The sequence below is a fragment of the Paraburkholderia sp. CNPSo 3281 genome, assembly GCF_024206515.1.
GTDB lineage: Bacteria > Pseudomonadota > Gammaproteobacteria > Burkholderiales > Burkholderiaceae > Paraburkholderia > Paraburkholderia nodosa.
Genome location: NZ_JAMBPS010000022.1, coordinates 78,351 through 101,007, shown reverse-complemented (window position 1 = coordinate 101,007; position 22,657 = coordinate 78,351). Strand labels below are relative to the sequence as shown.

The 22,657-nt window shown below is 66.7% G+C and carries 14 protein-coding genes and 2 riboswitches; of the genes, 9 read left to right on the top strand and 5 right to left on the bottom strand.

Going from position 1 to position 22,657, the window contains the following annotated elements; genetic code table 11:
- Window positions 1–30 precede the first annotated feature (30 nt).
- Both M3I56_RS21680 and M3I56_RS21675 read right to left on the bottom strand, forming a co-directional pair.
- Window positions 31–612 carry a hypothetical protein gene (locus tag M3I56_RS21680; protein WP_254355749.1) on the bottom strand — a complete coding sequence of 194 codons (582 nt, stop codon included), beginning with the start codon at window positions 610–612 and terminating at the stop codon, window positions 31–33.
- Between the two features lie 84 nt (window positions 613–696).
- The gene (locus M3I56_RS21675; protein WP_254355748.1) at window positions 697–2,787 is read right to left on the bottom strand and encodes a UvrD-helicase domain-containing protein; all 2,091 of its coding nucleotides are present in this window, start codon (window positions 2,785–2,787) and stop codon (window positions 697–699) included.
- Window positions 2,788–3,064: 277 nt separating this feature from the next.
- On the opposite strand from M3I56_RS21675, the gene M3I56_RS21670 reads away from it, so the two are divergent.
- The 8 genes from M3I56_RS21670 (at window position 3,065) to M3I56_RS21635 (ending at window position 14,496) form a co-directional block, all read left to right on the top strand.
- Window positions 3,065–4,120: an oxidoreductase gene (locus M3I56_RS21670; RefSeq protein ID WP_254355747.1), complete on the top strand. Its 1,056-nt coding sequence runs from the start codon at window positions 3,065–3,067 to the stop codon at window positions 4,118–4,120.
- 179 nt (window positions 4,121–4,299) lie between these two features.
- A complete protein-coding gene (locus tag M3I56_RS21665) occupies window positions 4,300–4,674 on the top strand; it encodes a hypothetical protein (RefSeq protein ID WP_035512641.1) in 375 nt (124 codons plus the stop codon).
- A 214-nt stretch (window positions 4,675–4,888) separates the two neighbouring features.
- Window positions 4,889–4,999: riboswitch (glycine riboswitch) on the top strand.
- Window positions 5,000–5,057: 58 nt separating this feature from the next.
- Window positions 5,058–5,193: riboswitch (glycine riboswitch) on the top strand.
- Between the two features lie 89 nt (window positions 5,194–5,282).
- Window positions 5,283–6,401, top strand: coding sequence for a glycine cleavage system aminomethyltransferase GcvT (gcvT, locus tag M3I56_RS21660; protein WP_254355746.1), 1,119 nt, complete (start codon window positions 5,283–5,285; stop codon window positions 6,399–6,401).
- A 75-nt stretch (window positions 6,402–6,476) separates the two neighbouring features.
- Window positions 6,477–6,857: a glycine cleavage system protein GcvH gene (gene gcvH, locus M3I56_RS21655; RefSeq protein WP_028203325.1), complete on the top strand. Its 381-nt coding sequence runs from the start codon at window positions 6,477–6,479 to the stop codon at window positions 6,855–6,857.
- 72 nt (window positions 6,858–6,929) lie between these two features.
- Complete coding sequence (gcvP, locus tag M3I56_RS21650) at window positions 6,930–9,905, top strand: aminomethyl-transferring glycine dehydrogenase (RefSeq protein ID WP_254355745.1); 2,976 nt, start codon at window positions 6,930–6,932, stop codon at window positions 9,903–9,905.
- Window positions 9,906–10,040: 135 nt separating this feature from the next.
- Window positions 10,041–11,219, top strand: a complete 1,179-nt coding sequence (locus M3I56_RS21645) for an alginate lyase family protein (protein WP_254355744.1) — start codon at window positions 10,041–10,043, stop codon at window positions 11,217–11,219.
- A 95-nt stretch (window positions 11,220–11,314) separates the two neighbouring features.
- Entirely contained in the window at window positions 11,315–12,703 is a 1,389-nt protein-coding gene (locus tag M3I56_RS21640) for an L-serine ammonia-lyase (protein WP_254355743.1), read from the top strand.
- A gap of 74 nt (window positions 12,704–12,777) precedes the next feature.
- Window positions 12,778–14,496 carry a thiamine pyrophosphate-binding protein gene (locus tag M3I56_RS21635; RefSeq protein WP_254355742.1) on the top strand — a complete coding sequence of 573 codons (1,719 nt, stop codon included), beginning with the start codon at window positions 12,778–12,780 and terminating at the stop codon, window positions 14,494–14,496.
- Between the two features lie 122 nt (window positions 14,497–14,618).
- On the opposite strand, the gene M3I56_RS21630 is transcribed toward M3I56_RS21635, so the two are convergent.
- Entirely contained in the window at window positions 14,619–15,767 is a 1,149-nt protein-coding gene (locus tag M3I56_RS21630) for a branched-chain amino acid ABC transporter substrate-binding protein (RefSeq protein WP_254355741.1), read from the bottom strand.
- Window positions 15,768–15,863: 96 nt separating this feature from the next.
- A complete protein-coding gene (putA, locus tag M3I56_RS21625; protein ID WP_254355740.1) occupies window positions 15,864–19,811 on the bottom strand; it encodes a trifunctional transcriptional regulator/proline dehydrogenase/L-glutamate gamma-semialdehyde dehydrogenase in 3,948 nt (1,315 codons plus the stop codon).
- Window positions 19,812–20,101: 290 nt separating this feature from the next.
- Between putA and M3I56_RS21620 the strand changes: the two genes are divergently transcribed.
- A complete protein-coding gene (locus M3I56_RS21620) occupies window positions 20,102–20,251 on the top strand; it encodes a hypothetical protein (RefSeq protein WP_254355739.1) in 150 nt (49 codons plus the stop codon).
- Between the two features lie 74 nt (window positions 20,252–20,325).
- Here M3I56_RS21620 and M3I56_RS21615 read toward each other — a convergent pair whose 3' ends face one another.
- Window positions 20,326–22,581: a primosomal protein N' gene (locus M3I56_RS21615; RefSeq protein ID WP_254355738.1), complete on the bottom strand. Its 2,256-nt coding sequence runs from the start codon at window positions 22,579–22,581 to the stop codon at window positions 20,326–20,328.
- Window positions 22,582–22,657 lie beyond the last annotated feature (76 nt).

Below are 22,657 nucleotides of genomic sequence, written 5' to 3'. Positions count from 1 at the left end.
TGTATCCGTCGATGAAAAAGCGGTCGCGCATCAGCGCACGGGACGCGCAAAATCGCGGGCAAAGGCGAACGAACCCGAAGCGTCCCCGGCCAGCGCGCCGTAACGCGCAGCCAGTTCGGCGGGAGCGAGCCACGGATAGGTCAAGCCCTCTTGCAGGCGCTCGAGCCGCGCACCGTCCGGGTCGTCGATCACGTCCATCCGGGCAATGTGAATGTGGAATGCCGAAACGCGCGGCGCGATGTCGTTCGCATCGAAAGTCCAGCGATAAGTGCCGTGACCGATGCGCAGCGCGCCCACCGCGTCCTCGCGCATTACGACGAGCCAGGGCAGCACTTCGATCGTGCGCTCGCGCACAACGAGCGCAGCGGCTTCGCAAAGGTAATACGTGCGGCAACGCGAATAACGCTCACCAAAATCGCTGACCAGCGTCTTCGCGATCGCTTCCGCGCCGACGCTACGCGCCGGAAACGCGATATTCGGTGTGGCCAGCGAGAACGTCAGTTCCGCATCAGACGCGAATGCTTCGTGAATCCGTGCGGGCTTCGTGTTGTCCTTCGCGTCGATATACGTTTCAAGCGCGTGACGGTAATGCGGGAGCAATGGATCTTCCATCGGCGGCAGCGAGCAGGACAGGGGCGTTCACTCTACTGCCGTCCGCGTCCCAATAAAGCAAACACCCGCTGCACGCCAGGGTCATCACCCCTTCTGCAACAACGCCTTCAAACTCGCCAACCGGTCCTTCGGCGTCATCGGCGCTTCTTCGGCGGTCGGCGGCGGCGCGTCGTCCAGGCCCATCTCCGGAATGAAGCGCGACGCCTCGCACACCACCGTCTCGCGCGCCCGCTTGCGCTTCTTGCACCAGTTCAGATGCAGGCTGCGCTGCGCACGCGTGATCGCCACGTACATGAGGCGGCGCTCTTCCTCGATGCGCCCTTCGTCGATCACGTCGTCTTCCGAGCCGCCGCGGTGCGGCATGATCCCCTCTTCCACACCCACCAGGAACACGTGCGGATACTCCAGCCCCTTCGAAGCATGCACGGTCGAAAGCCGCACGGCGTCCGGATCCTCTTCCTTGCCTTCGAGCATCGACATCAGCGCGACGGTCTGGATCAGGCCCATGAGGTTCTTGCCGGTGTCGGCGAGGCCGTCGGCGTTGTCGTAACCGGTGGCCTCGCTGTCTTCGCCGATCTCCTGCTCGGGCTTGGTGCCCTTGCGCTTGAGCCACTCCAGGAATTCGAGCACGTTCTGCCACTTCGACTGCGCCTGGCGCTCGTCGAAGGCGTCGTAGAGATACGCCTCGTAGTGAATCGCGTCCATGAGGTCGTCGAGCACGACTGTCGCCGGGTCCTTTTCCGCGCGCTCGGCGAGGCGCTGCATGAAGTCGCAGAACACGCGCATCGGCTCGACCTGACGCGCAGAGAGCCGCGCCTCGATGCCGCCCATGTACACGGCCTCGAACAGCGACACCTTCGCCTGCCCCGCGAACGAGCCGAGCGCTTCGAGCGTGGTGTTGCCCACGCCACGGCGCGGCGTGGTGATCGCGCGGATAAACGCGGGATCGTCGTCGTGATTGGCGATCAGGCGCAGGTAAGCGCAGATGTCCTTGATCTCGGCCTTGTCGAAGAACGACTGGCCGCCCGAGAGCACGTAGGGAATGCGCTCGCGGCGCAGCACCTGTTCGAAGATGCGCGCCTGGAAGTTGCCTCGATACAGAATCGCGTAGTCGCGAAACTGCGCGCGCCGCTCGAACTTGTGCGCCGAAAGCCGGAACACGACCGATTCGGCCTCGTGTTCTTCGTCGTTGCAGGGCGTCACGGTGATGGTGTCGCCCATGCCGTGCTCGGACCAAAGCTTCTTCTCGAACAGCTTCGGATTGTTCGCGATGACGTTGTTCGCCGCCGTGAGAATGCGCACCGTCGAGCGGTAGTTCTGCTCGAGCTTGATGACGTGCAGCTTCGGAAAGTCCTTGCCGAGTTGCGCGAGGTTTTCGAGCGTGGCGCCGCGCCAGCCGTAGATGGCCTGATCGTCGTCGCCCACGGCCGTAAACGCCGCCCGCGGGCCCGCCAGCAGTTTCAGCAGTTCGTACTGGCAGGCGTTGGTGTCCTGGTACTCGTCGACGAGCAAATAGCGCAGCTTGTTCTGCCAGCGGTCGCGCACCTGCTCGTTCTTCGCGAACAACTCGGCAGGCAGCCGGATCAGGTCGTCGAAGTCCACCGCCTGATAGGCATGCAGCGTCGCCATGTAGTTGCGGTAGACGATGGCCGCCTGGTGCTCGTCCTCGTTCGAGGCCGTGGCGAGCGCCTCCTCGGGCATGACGAGACCGTTCTTCCAGAGCGAGACGATCGACTGGATCTTGCGGATGAAGCCTTTGTCCGTCGAGCCCACCTGCTCCTGGATCATGGCGAAGCAGTCGTCGGCATCCATGATCGAGAACTGGGGCTTCAGGCCCAGGTGCTCCGCCTCCTGGCGCAGGATCTGCACGCCCAGCGAGTGGAACGTGCAGACCGTCAGCTGGTTGGTCGGCACCTTGCGGCCTTCCTTGCCGGGCGTGGTGAGCGTCTTGCCTTCGAGCAGCTTGCCCACGCGCTCGCGCATTTCGGCGGCGGCCTTGTTGGTGAAGGTGACGGCGGCGATATGGCGCGGCTCGAAGCCTTTCGCTTCGATGAGGTGCGCGATCTTCTGCGTGATGACACGCGTCTTGCCGCTGCCCGCGCCGGCGAGCACGAGACAGGGCCCGTCGAGATAGCGCACCGCTTCGTTTTGGGCGGAATTGAGGCCTGCGGACATCGTTGCTGGATTGGGAAAACGGGTGGTACGGCTGGGAGGCGTGCGGGCGGGGCGCTTGGCCTTTCGTGACGCCGCACGGCGCGAGGCGTGCGTACGTCGCAGCGGCCTCTCACGCGGGAGGTGCGATGTTAACACGGCGCAGCAATACGCCGATGCCGCCCCCGATGTTCCTCTCTCCGCAGCTCATCCGCCCCTCGCCTCGTTCCGCACGTTATACGCGCCGTGCCACAATGACGGGCTCCCGCCACCCGCACTCGCTGGAAAGAGGACGCGCTAAATGACTGCATCGCAACCGCTGCAAATCGGCCTGATGGGCTACGGCTTCGCCGGCCAGACCTTCCACGCCCCCGTGATCGCGCATAGCGGCGCCGCGCAGCTCGCCGCCATCGCCACGAGTCAGGCCGAACGCGCCCAGGCCGACTATCCCGACGCCGCGATCGTGCCCGACCTCGACGCGCTGCTCTCGATCGACGCCATCGAATGCGTCGTGATCGCCACGCCCAACGACACGCACTACGACCTCGCGCGCCGCACACTCGAGCGCGGCAAGCACGTGTTGGTCGACAAGCCGGTCACGCTCACTGCCGAGGAAGCACGCACGCTCGCAGCCATCGCGAAGCAGCGCGGCCTCGTGTTCGCGCCGTTCCACAACCGTCGCTGGGACGGCGATTTCCTCACCGTTCGCGAGCTGATCGACCGCGGCGAACTCGGACGCATCACGCATTACGAATCGCACTTCGACCGCTTCCGCCCGCAAGTGAAACAGCGCTGGCGCGAAGACGCCACGCGCGGCGGCGGCCTGCTCTACGATCTCGGCCCGCATCTGATCGACCAGACGCTCGCGCTCTTCGGCGCACCCGAGTCGATCACCGCGTTCGTTCACACGCGGCGCGAAAACGCGAGTGCGCCGGATTACGCGCACCTCGTGCTGCGCTACCCGCACCACGACGCCGTGCTGCACGCCAGCGCGCTCGCCGCGTACGCGCCGCGCTTCGCAATTCACGGCACGCGCGGCAGCTATCTGAAGAACGGGCTCGACACCCAGGAAGATCAGCTCAAGGACGGCCTGCGCCCCGGTCAGCCCGGTTTCGGCGCGGGCAACGAGTCGGGCCGCCTGCATGTGCTGCGCGACGACGGCCAGGAAGCCGATCTCGACGTGCCCAACGCCGCGGGCAATTACGCCGATCTGTACCGCGCGCTTGCCGCGGCGATCCGCGAAGACAAGCCGTTCCCGGTGAGCCCGCAGGACGCCATCGACGTCATGACGCTCATCGAACTCGCCATGCAAAGCGCGCAGGAAGGCCGCACGCTGGCGTTCGTGCGCCGGTCCTGAGCGCGCCGGCGCGCGCTTTCGGCTGCGGCGTCGACCTTGCATTGCGCCGACACCGCTGAAAGGTCCATACAAATGGTTACATCTGGTTGCCGCAGCGGGGTCATCACGCGGCAATCGCCAGACGTTTGTGGACATGCAGGACAAAAAAGGCAGCAACGACAAGACAAAGGAGAGTCTGAATGACCCGCTACACCCACGCTCTACGCCTGATCGCCGCTGGCGCGCTCGTCTCGACCCTCGCCGCGTGCGTGGTCAACCAGCCGGCGTCGCGCCCCGCTCCGCCGCCCCCGCCCGGCCCGAATCCGCACGAGGTCGCCGTCGATCGCCTGCATCAGGTCGACGGCCGCATCGACAACCTGGGCCATCGCATCGACATGCGCGTGAGCCAGGGCTATTACCCGCCGCCCCAGGGCGGCGCGCTCCATCACCGCCTCGACACGATCCGCGGCGAAGCGCACGACATGGCCGCGCAGCACGGCGGCGGCATCTCGCCCGACGAGCAGCGCGTGCTGAACCAGGAACTCGACACGGCCGCTCGTGCCATCGGCGAGTAAGCGCTACGCGCATTTGCCTCTCGGCACGGACCGCGCGCTCGCGGTCCGTGCTGCGCCTCACGGCCGCCAGGAACCGTCCCCGTTTTCCCCGGCGCTATGCATGGCGCGCTGCGGATCCGCGCAAGCTCATACCAGCGAGCCTCGCGGCCCGTTGGCCGCGCTGCGGGCAGAATTTTTCCGCATTGACATAGCCCCGAGGCGTCGCGCACAATCGCTGCGCGCGCCGGGAGAGCGCGCCGTTTGCCTCAGCTTGTTTTTGCTAGTGCAACCGGCGCCGCCGAAGGGGCAACCCACAAACTCTCAGGCAAAAGGACCGTGCGCGCCGGACCGCTGATTCGCTGCGTTTGCGCTTTTTTGCGCGAGATAACGCGAAGCAGCACACAGTCCGCAACTCTGGAGAGCGGCAGTAGAACGGGCGGCGGCGGATCGTAACCCCCACGCGTTCAGGCTGCCCACCGAAGGGGCGCGCGCCAGCGGCAACGGCGCAATCTCTCAGGTACCGAGGACAGAGGGGCCATGCAAGAACCGACCACGGGCATCGTGCCTGCGGCGCTTCCTGCATGGCCTTTTTCGTTTTCGCGCGAATTTTCGCGACCGCCTGAGGCCCCATGACCGAACTCAAACGCACCCCGCTGAACGACACGCACCGCGCGCTGAACGCCCGCATGGTCGACTTCGGCGGCTGGGACATGCCCGTCAACTACGGCTCGCAGATCGACGAGCATCGCGCCGTGCGCACCGACGCCGGCATGTTCGACGTCTCGCACATGTGCGTCGTCGACTTTTCGGGCCCGAAGGCGCGCGAGTTCTTCTCCCGCGCGCTCGCCAACAACGTCGCCAAGCTCACCACGCCGGGCCGCGCTCTCTACTCGTGCATGCTGAACCCCGAAGGCGGCGTGATCGACGACCTGATCGTCTACTTCTTCGCCGACGACCAGTTCCGCACCGTCGTCAACGCCGGCACGGCCGAGAAAGACATCGCCTGGTTCGAGAAGCTCAATGCCGAAGGCGGCTTCGGCCTCACCATCACGCCGCGCCGCGATCTCGCGATCGTCGCCGTGCAGGGCCCGAACGCGCGCGAAAAGGTCTGGCAGGTCGCGCCCTCGTCGCGCAGCGCCACTGAAGTTCTCAAACCCTTCAACGCCGCAAAGGTCGAAGCCACGCCGTTCGGCGAGCTGATGATCGCGCGCACGGGCTACACCGGCGAAGACGGCTTCGAAATCGTGGTGCCCGCCGCCGCCGTCTGCGAACTTTGGGACGCCCTGCAGCGCCAGGGCGTGAAGCCCTGTGGCCTCGGCGCGCGCGACACGCTGCGCCTCGAAGCGGGCATGAACCTCTACGGCCAGGACATGGACGACGGCGTCTCGCCGCTCGACGCCGGCCTCGCCTGGACGGTCGACATGAAGGAACCGCGCGACTTCGTCGGCCGCCCGGCGCTGGAGGCGAACGGCTCGCGTTCGGCCTTCGTCGGCCTGATCCTGCAGAAGGAAAACGGCAAGGCCGGCGGCGTGCTGCGCGCGCACCAGAAAGTGCTCACGCCGCACGGCGAAGGCGAGATCACGAGCGGCACGTTTTCGCCGAGCATGCAGGAATCGATCGCCTTCGCGCGCGTGCCGCAGGGCGTGCAGCCGGGCGATATCGTGCAGGTGCAAATCCGTGACAAAGCCCTTCCCGCAAGCGTGGTAAAACTGCCGTTCGTGCGCAACGGCAAGGTGCTCGCCGCCTGATCCGCGAGGATCCTGCTAGCGCGCACGCCCTCCCCTTTTCGAGCAACAAAAACCGAACCACGCACTGGAGCAACCATGAGCATCCCGGCCGATCTGAAATACACCGAATCGCACGAGTGGATCCGCACCGAAGCCGACGGCACGCTGACCATCGGCATCACCGACCACGCGCAGGAAGCGCTCGGCGACATCGTCTTCCTCGAACTGCCCGAAGCGGGCCGCGCGGTCACCGCCGGCGACGCCGTGGCCGTGATCGAGTCGGTCAAGGCCGCCTCGGACATCTACGCGCCGGTCGCAGGCGAAATCATCGAAGCGAACACGTCGCTCGTCGACACGCCCGACCAGGTGAATGGCGCGCCGTACGAGTCGTGGCTCTTCAAGATCAAGCCCGCCGCCGACGCCAAGCTCGACTCGCTGATCGACGCCGCAGCTTACGAAAAGGCGATCGGCGCTTAATTCGCAACCTCGCCTCAACCGCCACGGCGCGGCGGCGCGCTCAGAACGCCGCCCGCGCCCGCAGGAATCCCTATGAAGCTCGAACACCCGGATCGTCTGATGAACTCCCCGCTCTCGCTTGCTGCACTTGAAGCGCACGACGCCTTCGCTGCCCGCCACATCGGCCCCGACACGGCCGACCAGCAGGCGATGCTCGACGCGCTCGGCTTCGCCTCGCGCGCCGCGCTGATCGATGCGGTGATTCCGGCCAAGATCCGCCGCAACGAGACACTGCCACTCGGGCCGTTCTCGCAGCCGCGCTCGGAAGCCGAGGCGCTCGCCGCCCTGCGCGCGCTCGCGGACAAGAATCAGGTGTTCCGCTCGTATATCGGGCAGGGCTACTACGACACGCACACGCCGGCCGTCATCCTGCGCAACGTGCTCGAAAATCCGGCGTGGTACACCGCGTACACGCCGTATCAGCCGGAAATCTCGCAGGGCCGCCTCGAAGCCCTGCTGAACTTTCAGCAAATGATCACCGACTTGACAGGCCTCGCGATCTCGAACGCGTCGCTGCTCGACGAAGCCACCGCCGCCGCCGAAGCCATGACGCTCGTGCAGCGCGTGGGCAAGTCGAAGTCGAACGTGTTCTTCGTCGCCGACGACGTGCTGGCGCAGACCATCGAAGTCGTGAAGACGCGCGCCAAGCCGATCGGCATCGAGGTGAAGGTCGGTCCGGCCGCTGAGGCGGCCGAAGTTGCCAAAACCACAGGCGCCTTTGGCGTGCTGCTGCAATATCCGGGCGTCAACGGCGATGTGCGCGATTACCGCGCACTTGCGCAAGCCGTGCACGCAGCCGGCGGCGCGGTGATCGCCGCCGCCGACCTGCTCGCACTCACCGTCCTCACGCCGCCGGGCGAATGGGGCGCGGACGTAGCCGTGGGCAACTCGCAGCGCTTCGGCGTGCCGATGGGCTTCGGCGGCCCGCACGCCGCCTACCTCGCGGTGAAGGACGAATTCAAGCGCCAGATGCCGGGCCGTCTCGTCGGCGTGACCGTCGACGCGCAAGGCAACCCGGCGCTGCGCCTCGCGCTGCAAACGCGCGAACAGCACATCCGTCGCGAAAAGGCGACCTCGAACGTCTGCACGGCGCAGGCGCTGCTCGCGATCATGGCGAGCATGTACGCCGTCTACCACGGCCCGCAAGGCTTGAAGCGCATCGCGCAGCGCGTGAACCGCGTCGCCGCGATCCTCGCCGCGGGCGCGAAGCAGCTTGGCTACACGCTCGTGACCGAAGCGTTCTTCGACACGCTCACGTTCGAAGCCGGCCCCCGTACCCAGGCGCTGCACGACGCGGCGCTCGCGCGCGGCATGAACCTGCGCCACGTGAGCGAGACGCGTGTGGGTGTGTCCGTCGACGAAACGACCTCGCGCGCCGATCTGGCCGATCTGCTCGCCGTGTTCGCGCAAGCCGCGTTCGCCGGCGAAACGCCTTCGGTCGACAAGCTCGACGCCGAACTCACGCAACGCGCCGCTTTGACGTTCCCGGCCGCGCTGGTGCGCGAAAGCGCGTACCTCACGCATCCGGTGTTCAACCGTCACCATTCGGAAACGGAAATGCTGCGCTACCTGCGCAGCCTCTCCGACAAGGACCTCGCGCTCGACCGCTCGATGATCCCGCTCGGCTCGTGCACGATGAAGCTCAACGCGACCTCGGAAATGCTGCCGGTCACGTGGCCCGAGTTCGGGCGCATCCACCCGTTCGCGCCTGCCGAGCAGACGGTTGGCTATCGCGAGATGGTCGATCAGCTCGAACAGATGCTCGTGGCCGCAACGGGCTACGCCGCCGTTTCGCTGCAGCCGAATGCGGGCTCGCAGGGCGAGTACGCGGGTCTGCTCATCATCCAGGCGTACCACGCCTCGCGCGGCGAAGCGCATCGCAACGTCTGCCTGATTCCCGCTTCGGCGCACGGCACGAACCCCGCATCGGCGCAAATGGCCGGCATGCAGGTCGTGGTCGTAGCGTGCGACGCGCAAGGCAACATCGATCTCGCCGACCTCGAGGCCAAGGCCGGGCAGCATGCGGCGAAGCTCGCGGCGATCATGATCACGTATCCGTCCACGCACGGCGTGTTCGAAGAGAACGTGCGCGAAGTCTGCGAGATCGTGCACGCGGCGGGTGGCCAGGTGTACGTGGACGGCGCGAACATGAACGCCATGGTGGGTCTGGCGGCGCCGGGCCAGTTCGGCGGCGACGTCTCGCACCTGAACCTGCACAAGACCTTCTGCATTCCGCACGGCGGTGGCGGCCCGGGCGTCGGTCCGGTCGCGGTGGGCGCGCACCTCGCGCAATTCCTGCCGAACCAGCTTTCGTCGGGCTACAAGCGCGACGATCACGGCATCGGCGCGGTGAGCGCGGCGCCTTACGGCTCGGCCTCGATCCTGCCGATCTCGTGGATGTACATCGCCATGATGGGCGCGGCCAACCTGACCGCTGCGACCGAAAACGCGATCCTCAACGCCAACTACGTGGCGAACAAGCTCGCGCCGCACTTCCCGGTGCTCTACAGCGGCCCGGGCGGGCTCGTCGCTCACGAGTGCATTCTCGACCTGCGCCCCATCAAGGATGCAAGCGGCATCACCGTGGACGACGTCGCCAAGCGCCTGATGGACTACGGCTTCCACGCCCCGACCATGAGCTTCCCGGTGCCGGGCACGCTGATGGTCGAGCCGACCGAGTCGGAGTCGAAGGAGGAACTCGACCGCTTCATCGACGCGATGGTCGCCATCCGCGAGGAAATCCGCGCCGTGGAAGATGGCCGCGCGGACAAGGAGGACAACCCGCTGCGCCACGCGCCGCACACGGCCGCCGTGGTGGTCGCCGACGACTGGAAGCACGCCTACTCGCGCGAGCAGGCCGCCTACCCGGTCGCATCGCTCGTCGCGCGCAAGTACTGGCCGCCGGTCGGCCGCGCCGACAACGCTTACGGCGACCGCAACCTGTTCTGCTCGTGCGTGCCCATGAGTGAATATTCGGGCGAGCATGCCGACGAAACGGCCGGCGAGTAAGCCGCGCGAAGCCGCCGCGTTATCTTCGGGTAATGCAGCGGCGGTCATCCCCCTCACATTTGCCGCCGCAAACCGCTAACATCACACACCTGTCAGCCTTGAATCAGGGAGTCGCGCATGGCGCGGAAGGTGCGAATGGTTCCATTGCGGGACTCGGTGCGGGACTTACCGCATGCCGCAACGCGGAATTCGGTCCGGCAGACCCGGCACGCGCGCGGTGCGCTGCAAAGCCGCCCACAAAGCCTTGCCGCCGCGCTGGCGCTGGCCTGCGCCACCTTCACCGGCACTTTCGCCGGCACGGCCCACGCGGCCATGAACCTCTGCGCGGCACCCGCGCTGCAATCGAGCGAGCGCACCAACTCCGATCCGGGCGTGAAGGCGCTCGTGGCCGAGGTGCTGACGCACGTGAACGACACGCCGCGTCCGCTGCCGCGCCTGCACACCGAGGGCACGCTGCCGCACGAGGGCATCTACGATCAGAGCGTCGAGGCCGCGAAGGAACTGGACCTCATGCGCAACGCCGCGCTCGCGTGGCGCGCGACGAGCGACGAGCGCTTCCTGAAGCTCGTGGACCGCTTTCTGCTGGCGTGGGTCACCACGTACAAGCCGAGCTTCAATCCCATCGACGAAACGCGTTTCGAAGGGCTGATACTCGCCTACGACTTGACCGCGAGCGCGCTGCCCGTGAAAACGCGCAACGCGACCATGCAGTTCCTGAACAGCTTCGCGACCGGCTATATCGCGCAGATCGACGCGCAGCCGCGCCCGCTCAAGGGAAATTTCGCGAACAACTGGCAGAGCCATCGGGTCAAACTGATAGCGATGATCGCGTTCACGCTCGACAACCGCAAGATGATCGCGACGGCGCAGCGGCTTTTCGTGGAGCATCTCGGCGACAACGTCGCGCCCGACGGCTCGACACTCGACTTTTCCGAGCGCGACGCGCTGCACTACGTGACCTACGATTTGCAGCCGCTCGTGACCGCCGCACTCGCCGCGCGCCGCCACAACCGCAACTGGCTGACCGAGCGCGCGGCCAACGGCACTACGCTCGCCAACGCGCTCGACTGGCTCACGCCCTATGCGCTCGGCCAGAAGACGCACGAGGAATTCGTGCATTCGAACGTACCGTTCGACGCGAAGCGGCGCGAAGCGGGCCTGCCGGGCTACACCGGCCAGTGGGACCCGAAAAACGCCGCCGAACTGTTTCATCTCGCGGCGCGACTCGACGGCCGCTTTGCGCCAGTCGCGCTGAAACTCGCGCCCACGCCGCCCGCGTGGCTCGCTGTCTGTCTGCCGTTGCCGGCGCGGTAAAAAGCGCGCGGGTTGCGGCGGCGGCACGGAAATAACGATGCCGCGAATCGCGCCGCATCCCCACCAACCAACGTCAGACAAGCAGGAGCAGTACCATGGCAGTAAGCGTTTTCGATCTCTTCAAAGTCGGCATCGGGCCCTCCAGCTCGCACACGGTCGGGCCGATGCGCGCGGCCCTGATGTTCGCCGAGGGACTCGAGCGCGACGGCCTGCTCGCGAGCACCGCCGCCGTGAAGGTCGAGCTGTACGGCTCGCTCGGCGCCACCGGCAAGGGCCACGGCACCGACCGCGGGGTCATGCTGGGCCTCATGGGCGACGCACCCGACACCGTCGATCCCGACACCATCAGCGAGCGTCTCGAAGCCGTGCGCACCTCGCGCCAGCTCGCGCTGCTCGGCCGCCATCCCATTACGTTCGTTCCGAAGGAGCACGTGGCGTTCTATCGCCAGGCGCTACCCGAACACCCGAACGGCATGAAGCTGCGCGCGCTCGACGCGAACGGCGATACGCTGCGCGAAAGCACCTACCTCTCGGTGGGCGGCGGCTTCGTCGTCACGGCCGGCGCGCCGAACACGAAGGTGCTCGCCGCCGCGCAGCAATTGCCGAATCCGTTCACCACGGGCGCGGAGATGCTCGCGCTGTGCGCCTCGACGGGCAAGAGCATCGCGCAGCTGATGCTCGAAAACGAGCGCGTCTGGCACAGCGACGAGCAGATCCGCTCAGGTCTCCTGCGCATCTGGAACGTGATGCAGTCGTGTGTGTCGCGCGGTTGCGGCATCAACAATCCCGACGCCGACGGCACGCTGCCCGGCCCCTTCGCCGTGAAGCGCCGCGCGCCGCAACTCTACCGCGCGCTGACCAGCAACCCCGAGCGCGCGCTGCAAGACCTGCTCTCGATGATCGACTGGATCAACCTGTACGCGATCGCCGTGAACGAGGAAAACGCCGCGGGCGCGCGCGTGGTGACCGCGCCGACCAACGGCGCGGCCGGCATCATCCCCGCCGTGCTCCACTACTACGTGCGCTTCACGCCGGGCGCGAACGAACAGGGCGTGATCGACTTCCTGCTCACCGCAGCCGCCATCGGCATTCTCTACAAGCTCAACGCGTCGATTTCGGGCGCCGAAGTGGGCTGCCAGGGCGAAGTGGGCGTGGCCTGCTCGATGGCCGCGGGCGCGCTCGCCGCCGTGCTGGGCGGCACGCCGCTGCAAGTGGAAAACGCCGCCGAAATCGGCATGGAGCACAACCTCGGCCTCACCTGCGACCCCGTGGGCGGCATGGTGCAGATTCCCTGCATCGAACGCAACGCCATGGCTTCGGTGAAAGCCGTGAACGCCGCGCGCATGGCGCTGCGCGGAGACGGCGCGCATTACGTCTCGCTCGACTCCGTCATCAAGACGATGCGCGAGACCGGTGCCGACATGAAGACGAAGTACAAGGAGACCTCGCGCGGCGGCCTCGCGGTGAACATCGTCGAGTGCTGATTCGTTGAAGCGCTGTCGCCTTGCCTGACGCATCTGAACGTAATCACGTAACGATTGAAGGAGACTTGACCGCCATGCAGCAGCCGAACGCATCCGCCACCACCGAAGCCACCACGACCGGGGCTCGCCTCGTCGTCGATGCACTCGTCGCCAACGGCGTCGAGCGCGTGTTCTGCGTACCGGGCGAAAGCTATCTCGCGGTGCTCGATTCGTTGTCCGACGAAACCACGAAGATCGAAACCGTGGTGTGCCGTCACGAGGCGGCGGCGGCGAACATGGCGGAAGCGATCGGCAAGCTCACGGGCAGGCCGGGCGTCGCGCTCGTCACGCGCGGGCCAGGCGCCACGCATGCCTCGATTGGCGTGCACACGGCGTTCCAGGACTCCACGCCGATGATCCTCTTGATCGGCCAGGTCGCGCGCGAGCAGATGGACCGCGAGGCGTTCCAGGAAATCGATTATCGACGCATGTTCGGCCAGATGGCGAAGTGGGTCGCGCAGATCGACGACGCGCGCCGCGTGCCCGAATACCTGAGCCACGCGTTCCATGTCGCGATGTCGGGACGGCCGGGTCCGGTCGTGCTCGCGCTGCCCGAAGACATGCTGAGCGGCGAGATTCCCGCGTCCGAAGCGCAACCCATCGCGCCGCCCGCGCAACGCGTGCAGGCGTCGCCTTCCGCCGCGCAGATGGAGCGCGTGCGCGCATTGCTCGCGGGTGCGAAGAAGCCGTTCGTGATTGGGGGCGGCCATGGCTGGAACCCGCAGGCCTGTGCGGACTTCCAGCGCTTCGTCGAGAACTGGCAATTGCCGGTCGGCCTCGCGTTCCGCTTTCAGGACACGCTCAACAACGACCACCCCAACTACGCGGGCGACGTGGGTCTCGGCGTAAATCCCGCGCTCGCGAAGCGCATCCGCGAAGCCGACGTGCTGCTCGCACTCGGTCCGCGCCTGGGCGAATCGACGACGGGCGGCTACACGCTATTCGACATTCCCAAAACGAAGCAAATACTCATTCACGTACATCAGGGCGCGGAGGAACTCGGCCGCGTCTATGCAGCCGATCTGCCGATCGTTTCGGGCCTCGTGGAATTCGCAGCGCTGCTCGCAGAACTGCCCGCTCCCGCTCAACCCGCGTGGGCCGGCAGCGCCGCTGAAGCGCACGAGGCGTGGCACGCATGGCGCAAGCCGCTGCCGATGCCCGGCGACGTGCAACTCGGCGAAGTCATGCAGCAACTGCGCGCGCGCCTGCCCGACGACGCGATCGTCACGAACGGCGCGGGCAATTACGCAACGTGGCTGCATCGCCATTTCGCCTACCGCCACTTCCGTTCGCAGCTCGCGCCCACGAGCGGCGCGATGGGCTACGGCGTGCCCGCCGCGATCGCCGCGAAGTCGCTCTACCCCTCGCGCACCGTGGTCGCTCTCGCGGGCGACGGCTGCTTCATGATGGCTTCGTCGGAACTCGCCACGGCGATGCAGTACGGCCTGAATGTCGTGTTCATCGTCGTGAACAACGCGCACTACGGCACGATCCGCATGCATCAGGAGCGCCACTATCCGAACCGCGTGCACGGCACGCAGCTCACGAACCCCGACTTCGCGGCATTTGCGCAGTCGTTCGGCGCGCACGGCGAAGTCGTCACGACCACGGCGCAATTCGCCCCCGCGCTGGAGCGTGCGCTCACGGCAGGCAAGCCCGCGCTGATCGAGATCCGTGTGACGAAGGAAGCAAGCACGCCTGCGGCCACGCTCGAACAGATTCGCGATGCAGGCAGGAAAATGCGCGGAGAATGACTGAAAAGGAATCCTGAACAAGCCCACCTTTTACGCTGGATGAGCAATTGCGAGCGCACAATCAAAAGCCCCGCAGATCTTTCGATTCTGCGGGGCTTTTTACTTCCCTGAAGCTCAGGCGCTTACTTGCCGCCCACGCTTTGCAGCGTCGTCCACTTGCCGTCGACAACCTTGTACAGCGTGATGCCGCCGTTCTTCAGGTCGCCGCGCGTGTCGTACGCGAGGTCCGACGTCGTGACCGCCTGCATGCTGGTCTTCGCGAGGAACGGCAGGTACTTCGCCGGATCCGTCGAGTTGGCCTTCTTCATCGCGTCGAACATCGCCATTGCGCCGTCGTAGGCGTACGGCGAGTACGTCTGCACGTCTTCGCCGAAGCGCTTCTTGTACTTCGCGACGTAGTCCTTGCCACCCGGCATCTGGTCGAGCGGCAGGCCGGCGAGCGACGCCACCGTACCGTTCGCCGCGTCACCCGCGATCTGCAGGAAGGTCGGCGTGTGCACCATTTCGCCGCCCATCAGCGGGGCCTTGATGCCCAGCGACTTCATCTGCTTGACCATCGGTGCCGCTTGCGAATCCGCGCCGCCGAAATAGACCAGGTCGGGGTTCATCGCTTTCGCCTTCGTCAGGACCGACTTGAAGTCGACGGCCTTGTCGTTGGTGTATTCACGGTCGATGATGTTGCCGCCCGCAGCCTTCGCAGCCTTCGAGAATTCGTCGGCGAGACCCTGGCCGTAGGCCGTGCGGTCGTCGATCACGACGATCTTCTTCATGCCGAGGCTCTTCACTGCGAACGTGCCTGCCACCGAACCCTGCTGCGTGTCCGAGGTCATCATGCGGAACGTCGTCTTGAAGCCTTGCTGCGTGTACTCAGGCGCCGTCGCCATGGCGATCTGCGGGATGCCTGCGTTCGCGTAGATACGCGAAGCCGGAATCGTCGTGCCCGAGTTGAAGTGACCGAGCATGCCCTTGATGCCGTCGTCGACGAGCTTCTGCGCGACCGTCGTGCCCGTGCGCGGGTCGGCCTGATCGTCGGCCGAGTCGAGCACGAAGTGAACCGGCTTGCCGCCGATCACGGGCTTCGTCGCGTTCATGTCTTCGACTGCGAGCGTGATGCCGTTCTGGAAGTCCTTGCCATAGTGCGCCTGCGCACCCGTCATCGGACCGGCGAAACCGATCTTCACGTCATCGGCTTGTTGTGCGTGCGCAGTCCCCGCCAGCGACAGGGCGGCAACAAGCGTCGCGCCTGCCAGCTGCTTCATCGTGTGTTGCATTGCTTCTCCTTGGTACCAGGTATCAAACGAGCGGCTTCGGTTTCTATGGGCCTTGCCGCTTCCTTGTCTTGAGACGACCGACAGTATCGCTTGTGCTTAACCGATCGTCATCAAATTTGCATTACCGCCTGCTGCTGCCGTATTCACGCTGACCGAACGTTCCGCGAGCAGTCGTTCGAGAGCGTAATCTTCGTCGCCGTTGGCGAGCGCGTGCGCTGCCACGCCCTGCACCGAGACGATCGGACCAGGACGCTTGGCCACTTCCTTCACGAGTGCGAGCAGCTCGTCGCTGTCGCCTTCGAAGAGGACTGCGTCGAAGTCGGCATCCGCCGTCTTCTTGATCGCCACGTGCGCCTTCAGTGCCGCAGGCAACGCGCTCACCAGCGCTTCGCCCGCCGCGCCCTGGAACAGCGCGCGGTTGCCCGTTGCGAGCGCAACGGCGAGTTGCGCGCGGGCGCCCGTGGCCGTCGAGGACACGCACAGCACCGTGCCGCGCGCCGAAAGCGTGTAGGTGTTGCGCTCGCCCGTCGGGCCCGGCAGAACCGCCGTGGCGCCCGCGAGCACGTATTCGAGGTAGCCGTCGCAGCGTGCCGCGAGCGCGGGCTCGCGCTCGGCGATGAGCCAGTCACGCAGCGTCGTAAGCGCAGACTGTGCCGATTGCGGCGCGCCGTTGTTGCCTTCAGCAGCTTGCGGCGCATCGACGACGAGCACATCGGCGAGCGACTTCGGCAAACCAGCTGGACGCTTCGCTAGCAAGCGCGAAAGATACAGCGCGCCACCCGCCTTCGGACCCGTGCCCGAGAGGCCTTCGCCGCCGAACGGCTGCACGCCCACCACCGCGCCGATCACGTTGCGGTTCACGTAGATGTTGCCCACGTGCGCGCGGCCGATCACGTGCGCGATCGTTTCGTCGATACGCGTGTGAATGCCGAGGGTGAGGCCGTAGCCCGTTGCGCGGATCTGCTCGAGCAGCTTGTCGAGCTGGCTGCGGCGATAGCGCACCACGTGCAGCACCGGGCCGAACACTTCGCGCTTGAGTTCGTCGAGGCTGTCGAGCTCGATGAGCGTGGGCGGCACGAACGTGCCTTGCGCGCAGGTGTCGGGCGTCGGCATCTGCTGGACCTTGCGGCCCTTTTCGCGCATGCCGGCGACGTGCGTATCGATACCGCGCTTCGCGTCGATGTCGATCACGGGGCCGACGTCGGTCGAGAGGCGGTCGGGGTTACCCACCGCGAGTTCCTTCATCGCGCCCGTGAGCATTTCGAGCGTGCGGTCCGCCACGTCGTCCTGCAGGCACAGCACGCGCAGCGCGGAACAGCGCTGGCCGGCGGAGTCGAACGCGCTTTGCAGCACGTCGGCCACGACCTGCTCCGCGAGCGCCGACGAATCGACGATCATCGCGTTCTGGCCGCCGGTTTCGGCGATCAGCGGAATCGGGCGGCCTTCGGAGTCGAGGCGCTCGGACAGCGTCTTGTTGATGAGGCGCGCGACTTCGGTCGAGCCCGTGAACATCACGGCGCGCGTGCGGTGATCGGCGACGAGCGCCGCGCCCACAGTTTCGCCGTTGCCCGGCAGCAGTTGCACCGCGCCCGCCGGCACGCCGGCTTCGCGCAGGATGCGCACGGCTTGCGCGGCGATCAGCGGCGTTTGTTCAGCGGGCTTCGCGAGCACCGTGTTGCCGGCTGCGAGCGCGGCCGCCACCTGGCCCATGAAGATCGCAAGCGGGAAGTTCCACGGGCTGATACACACCACGGGGCCGAGCGGGCGATGCGTGTCGTTCGAGAACTCGTCGCGGATCTGCGTGGAGTAGTAGCGCAGGAAGTCGATCGCTTCGCGGATTTCGGCCACGGCGTTCGCCAGCGACTTGCCCGCTTCGCGCACGATCAGGCCCATCAGCGTATGCATTTGCGCTTCGAGCAGATCGGCGGCGCGTGCGAGGCAATCGGCGCGCGCTTCGACGGGCGTGGCCTGCCAGATCGGCGCGGCGGCCACGGCGTGCGAGAGCGCGGCGCTCACGTGCTCGCTCGTGGCTTCCGCCACGGTCCCGACGAGATCGCGATGATCGGCGGGGTTGCGCACGTCGCGTGCAGCGCTGTCTGCGATATCGCTGTCCGCGAGCATCGGCGCGGCGCGCCACGGATGATGCGCGCTCGCCAGCAGCGCCGACGAAAGCGACGCGAGACGATGCTCGTTCGAGAGATCGAGGCCCATCGAATTGAAGCGCTCGCTGCCGTACAGCTCGCGCGGCAGCGGAATCTTCGCATGCGGCGCGCCGAGCGGCACGACCTTGGCGGCGTCGTCGATGGGGTTCGTGACCAGTTCCGCGACCGGCACGGACGCATCGGCGATGCGGTTCACGAACGACGTGTTCGCGCCGTTTTCGAGCAGACGCCGCACGAGATACGCGAGCAGCGTTTCATGCGTGCCGACCGGCGCGTAGACGCGGCACGGACGGTTGAGCTTGCCCTGCGAGAGCGGGCCCGTGACCTCTTCGTACAGCGGCTCGCCCATGCCGTGCAGGCACTGGAATTCGTACTGGCCGGGATAGTAGTTCTGGCCCGCGAGGTGATAGATCGCCGAGAGCGTGTACGCGTTGTGCGTGGCGAACTGCGGATACACGGCATCCGGCGCGCCGAGCAGCTTCTTCGCGCAGGCGAGGTACGACACGTCCGTGTAGATCTTGCGCGTGTACACCGGGTAGCCTTCGAGGCCATCCACCTGGGCGCGCTTGATTTCCGTATCCCAGTAGGCGCCCTTCACGAGGCGCACCATGATGCGGTGACGGCTGCGGCGCGCGAGATCGACGATGTAGTCGATCACGAACGGGCAGCGCTTCTGGTAAGCCTGCACCACGAAGCCAATGCCGTTCCAGCCCGCGAGTTCCGGATCGAAGCAGAGCGCTTCGAGCAGGTCGAGCGAGAGTTCGAGGCGGTCGGCTTCTTCGGCGTCGATATTGAGGCCGATGTCATAGCGGCGAGCGAGCACGGCGAGTGCGCGCACGCGCGGCAGCAGCTCGCCCATCGTGCGTTCCTGCTGCGCGCGCGAGTAGCGCGGGTGCAGCGCGGAGAGCTTGATCGAGATGCCCGGGCCTTCGTAGATGCCGCGGCCTCCCGCGGCCTTGCCGATGGCGTGGATCGCCTGCTCGTACGAGGCGTAGTAGCGCTGGGCATCGGCTTCCGTCGTGGCGGCTTCGCCGAGCATGTCGTACGAGTAGCGGAAACCGCGTGCTTCGAACTTGCGGCTGTTGGCCAGCGCTTCGGAGATGTTCTCGCCCGTGACGAACTGCTCGCCCATCAGGCGCATGGCCATGTCCACGCCCTTGCGGATCAGCGGCTCGCCGCCCTTGCCGATCATGCGCGTGAGCGCCGACGACAGACCGGTTTCGCTGTTCGTCGTGACGAGCTTGCCGGTGATCATGAGGCCCCACGTGGCGGCGTTCACGAACAGCGACGGCGCGTGGCCCACGTGCGATTTCCAGTCGCCCTTGCTGATCTTGTCGCGGATGAGCGCGTCGCGCGTGGCGCGGTCGGGAATGCGCAGCAGCGCTTCGGCGAGGCACATCAGCGCCACGCCTTCCTGGCTGGACAGCGAAAACTCGTGAATCAGCCCTTCCACACCGCCGCCGGTGCCCTTCGCGCGCAGCGTTTCCACGAGCTTTGTGGCGAGCTTCGTCACGTCGCCCGTGAGGTTGGCCGGCAGGCGCCCTTCGCCGATCAGGAACGGCACGCACTCCGGCTCCGGACGGCGGTACGCGGCCGTGATGGCCGCGCGCAGCACCGACTGCGGTTGCACGTTTTGCGCGAATTCGAGGAACGGGTGCGATGCCGCTTCGTCGTCGTCGGTGGTAGCACCTTCGGCGAGATCGGTCGCACCAACATGGCCCTTGAGTTCCGGAGGCAGCTGGCCGTGCTCGATTTTCTCGAGATAGGCAAAGATGGCTTGCTTGATGAGCCAGTGCGGCGTGCGCTCGAGCCGCGTGGCGGCGTCCTTGAGGCGGGAGCGGAGGAGGTCGTCGACCTTGACGCCAAGTGTGGTGCTAGCCATGTTTCCTTCGTATGCCGGCAGACCCGCACCGGCGGTGACCAAAAAGTTGGCGAATCGTAACCCTACCAATAAAAAGGTGCAACCACTCTATCAAAATGGTTGCACCATGGTTGAGGCCTTGTGCAGCCTGGGTTTGCGGCCGACGTCCGCCCACCGGGCCACGCGGGTTGCGCTCGGTATTTTCCCTGGCCCAACAACACGCTGGACAACCCTAATCGATTCCGCGGCCGTGCCGTTATACAAACAGAGCGGGGGTTGTTGATCACAAGAAAGAGCGTAGGGACCGGAAAATGGAAAAGCTGCTGGTAATCGCAGGGATCTGGACGATGTGCGCCATGTGCGCCGTGCTGTTCATGCGCGGCGCGACGGCGCCGGATGAACGCCGCATGAGCTTGAAGCGCGCGGCGCGCAGGGACGTGGCCGATACCGTCGGCCAGTGAGGCAGGAAACGGGAAGTTGATGCCAGGTGGCCCCGCTGTTGCGGCAACGGGGCCAGGCCGGCTGCTGTCCGCTGCTAGATGTCGAGCGGATCGACTTCGAGATTCCAGCGCAGCACGCCGCGCAACGCGCGCAGCGCGGGCTGCCACGCGCGCAGCGTTGCCTGCAGCGCGGCACGCGACTGGCTTTCCACGAGCAGTTGCGCGCGATGCACGTTCATCACCTTCACGATGGTGAGCGGCACCGCGTCGTAGGCCATGACACGCTCGGCGCCTGGAATCGCGGTGAGCGCCGCTGCGGCCTGGGCGAGAAACGCCAACGCCGCCTCCAGCGTGCGCCCTTCGGCGCGCAATAACGCCTGATAGACGAACGGCGGCAGGTGCGCATCGCGCCGCTCCGCGACCTGCGTATTCGCAAACCCCACATAGTCCTGGCGCGCCAGGGCGTGATAGAGCGCGTGGCGCGGATAGCGCGTCTGCACGAGCACCTCGCCGGCCAGTCCGGCGCGCCCCGCCCGCCCGCTCACCTGCATCAACTGCGCGAACAGGCGCTCGCCGGCCCGGAAATCATGTGAAAAGAGCGCATTGTCGGCGTTCAGCACGCCAACGAGCGACACGCGCTGGAAGTCGTGCCCCTTCGCGATCATCTGCGTGCCCACCAGGATGTCGACTTCGCCCGCGTGCACGTCGGAGAAAAGTGCCTGCGCGCTGCCCTTGCGGCGCGTGCTGTCGGCGTCGATGCGCAGCACCCGCGCGCCCGGCACCGCGCTCGCGAGCGCCTCCTCGATGCGCTGCGTGCCGCGCCCCATCGGCGCGATGTCGACGTTGCCGCACTCGGGGCACGAATGCGGAATGCGCGATTCCCAGCCGCAGTGATGGCAGCGCAGCGCGCGCTCGGGCTTGTGCAGCACGACGTACGCGCTGCAGCGCGGGCAGCCCGCCACCCAGCCGCAGGCGTCGCACGCGAGCGTGGGCGCGTAACCGCGACGGTTCAGGAACACGAGGCTCTGCTCGCCGCGCTCGAGACGCGCCTTCATCGCCGCGACCAAAGGCCCCGAGAGCCCTTCGAACGAAGCGCGGCCGCGCCGGCGCTCCTCTTCGAGATCGATCAGCTTGACGGTGGGCAGCACCGCGTCGGCAATCGCGCGGCGCGAGAGCGTGAGGCGCGTGTAGCGGCCCTGCTCGGCCTGCCACCAGCTTTCGAGCGACGGCGTGGCCGAACCCAGCACGACCGGCACGCCCAGCTGCTTGGCACGCCATACCGCGAGGTCGCGCGCCGAGTAGCGCAGCCCTTCCTGCTGTTTGTAGGCGGGGTCGTGCTCCTCGTCGACCACGAGCATCGCGAGACGCGGCAGCGAGGCCAGCACCGCGAGCCGCGTGCCGAGCACGATGCGCGCGCGGCCCGTGTGCGCCGCGAGCCAGTTGCGGGCGCGCTCGCCCTCCGCGAGGCCGCTGTGAAGCGTGACGATGGCCTCATCGGCGAGCGTGGCCGCGAAGCGCGTGCGAAAGGCCGCCTCGAACTGCGGCGTGAGATTGATTTCCGGGACTAGCACGAGCGCCTGGGCGCCCGGGTCGCGCTCGAGCAGCGCCGCGAGCGCGCGCAGATAGACCTCGGTCTTGCCGCTGCCCGTCACGCCGTGCAACAGGAAGGGCGCGAAGCCGCCCGCCGCGCCAATGGCTTCCACGGCGTCGGCCTGCTCGTCGCTCAGGCGCGGGACTTCCACCACGGCGGTCGTCTCCGCGGCGCTGTTGGTCACGCTTGCGGCCGCGCCGAACTCGATGCTTTCATGCTCGACCCAGCCGGCGTCGCGCCAGGCTTCGAGCGTAGCAATCGCCTTGGGATGCAGCGCGCGGGCCGCGGCTGCGTCGAGCTCGCCGGCATCGGCCAGCGCCTGCGCGAGACGGCGCAGCGCCGGCGCGCGCGCCGGCAAGGCGTCGGGCAGCGCGGCGCACCCTTGCGGCGACAGACGGTAGCGCTCCTCGGGGGCGAGCAGGCGTGCCCAGCGCAACGGATCGCGCAACGCCTGCGGCAGCGCCGGCAAGGCAACTTCGCCCAGGCCCCGCTGATAGTAGTCGGCGGCAAAGCCAGCCAGCGCGAGCCATTGCGCCGAAAGCGGAGGGCAGGCGGCGCACACCGCGCTCACGTCACGGAGCTTGTTCGCGGGCACGTCGCTGTGAGCGTTCACTTCGCAGATCAGGCCGACCACGTCGCGACGCCCGAACGGCACGCGCACGAGCATGCCGGGCTCGGGCGCACAGTCGAGGCCATAGCGATAGTCGTAGAGCGCATCCAGTGGATGGTCCAGCGCCACGCGCACGTACTGCCCTGTCATGTCTCGCTCCCAGGGAAGTTCCGTACGCCAGCGCACAGACACGCAAACCTAAAGTAATACTTTAGATTTCGCGCTA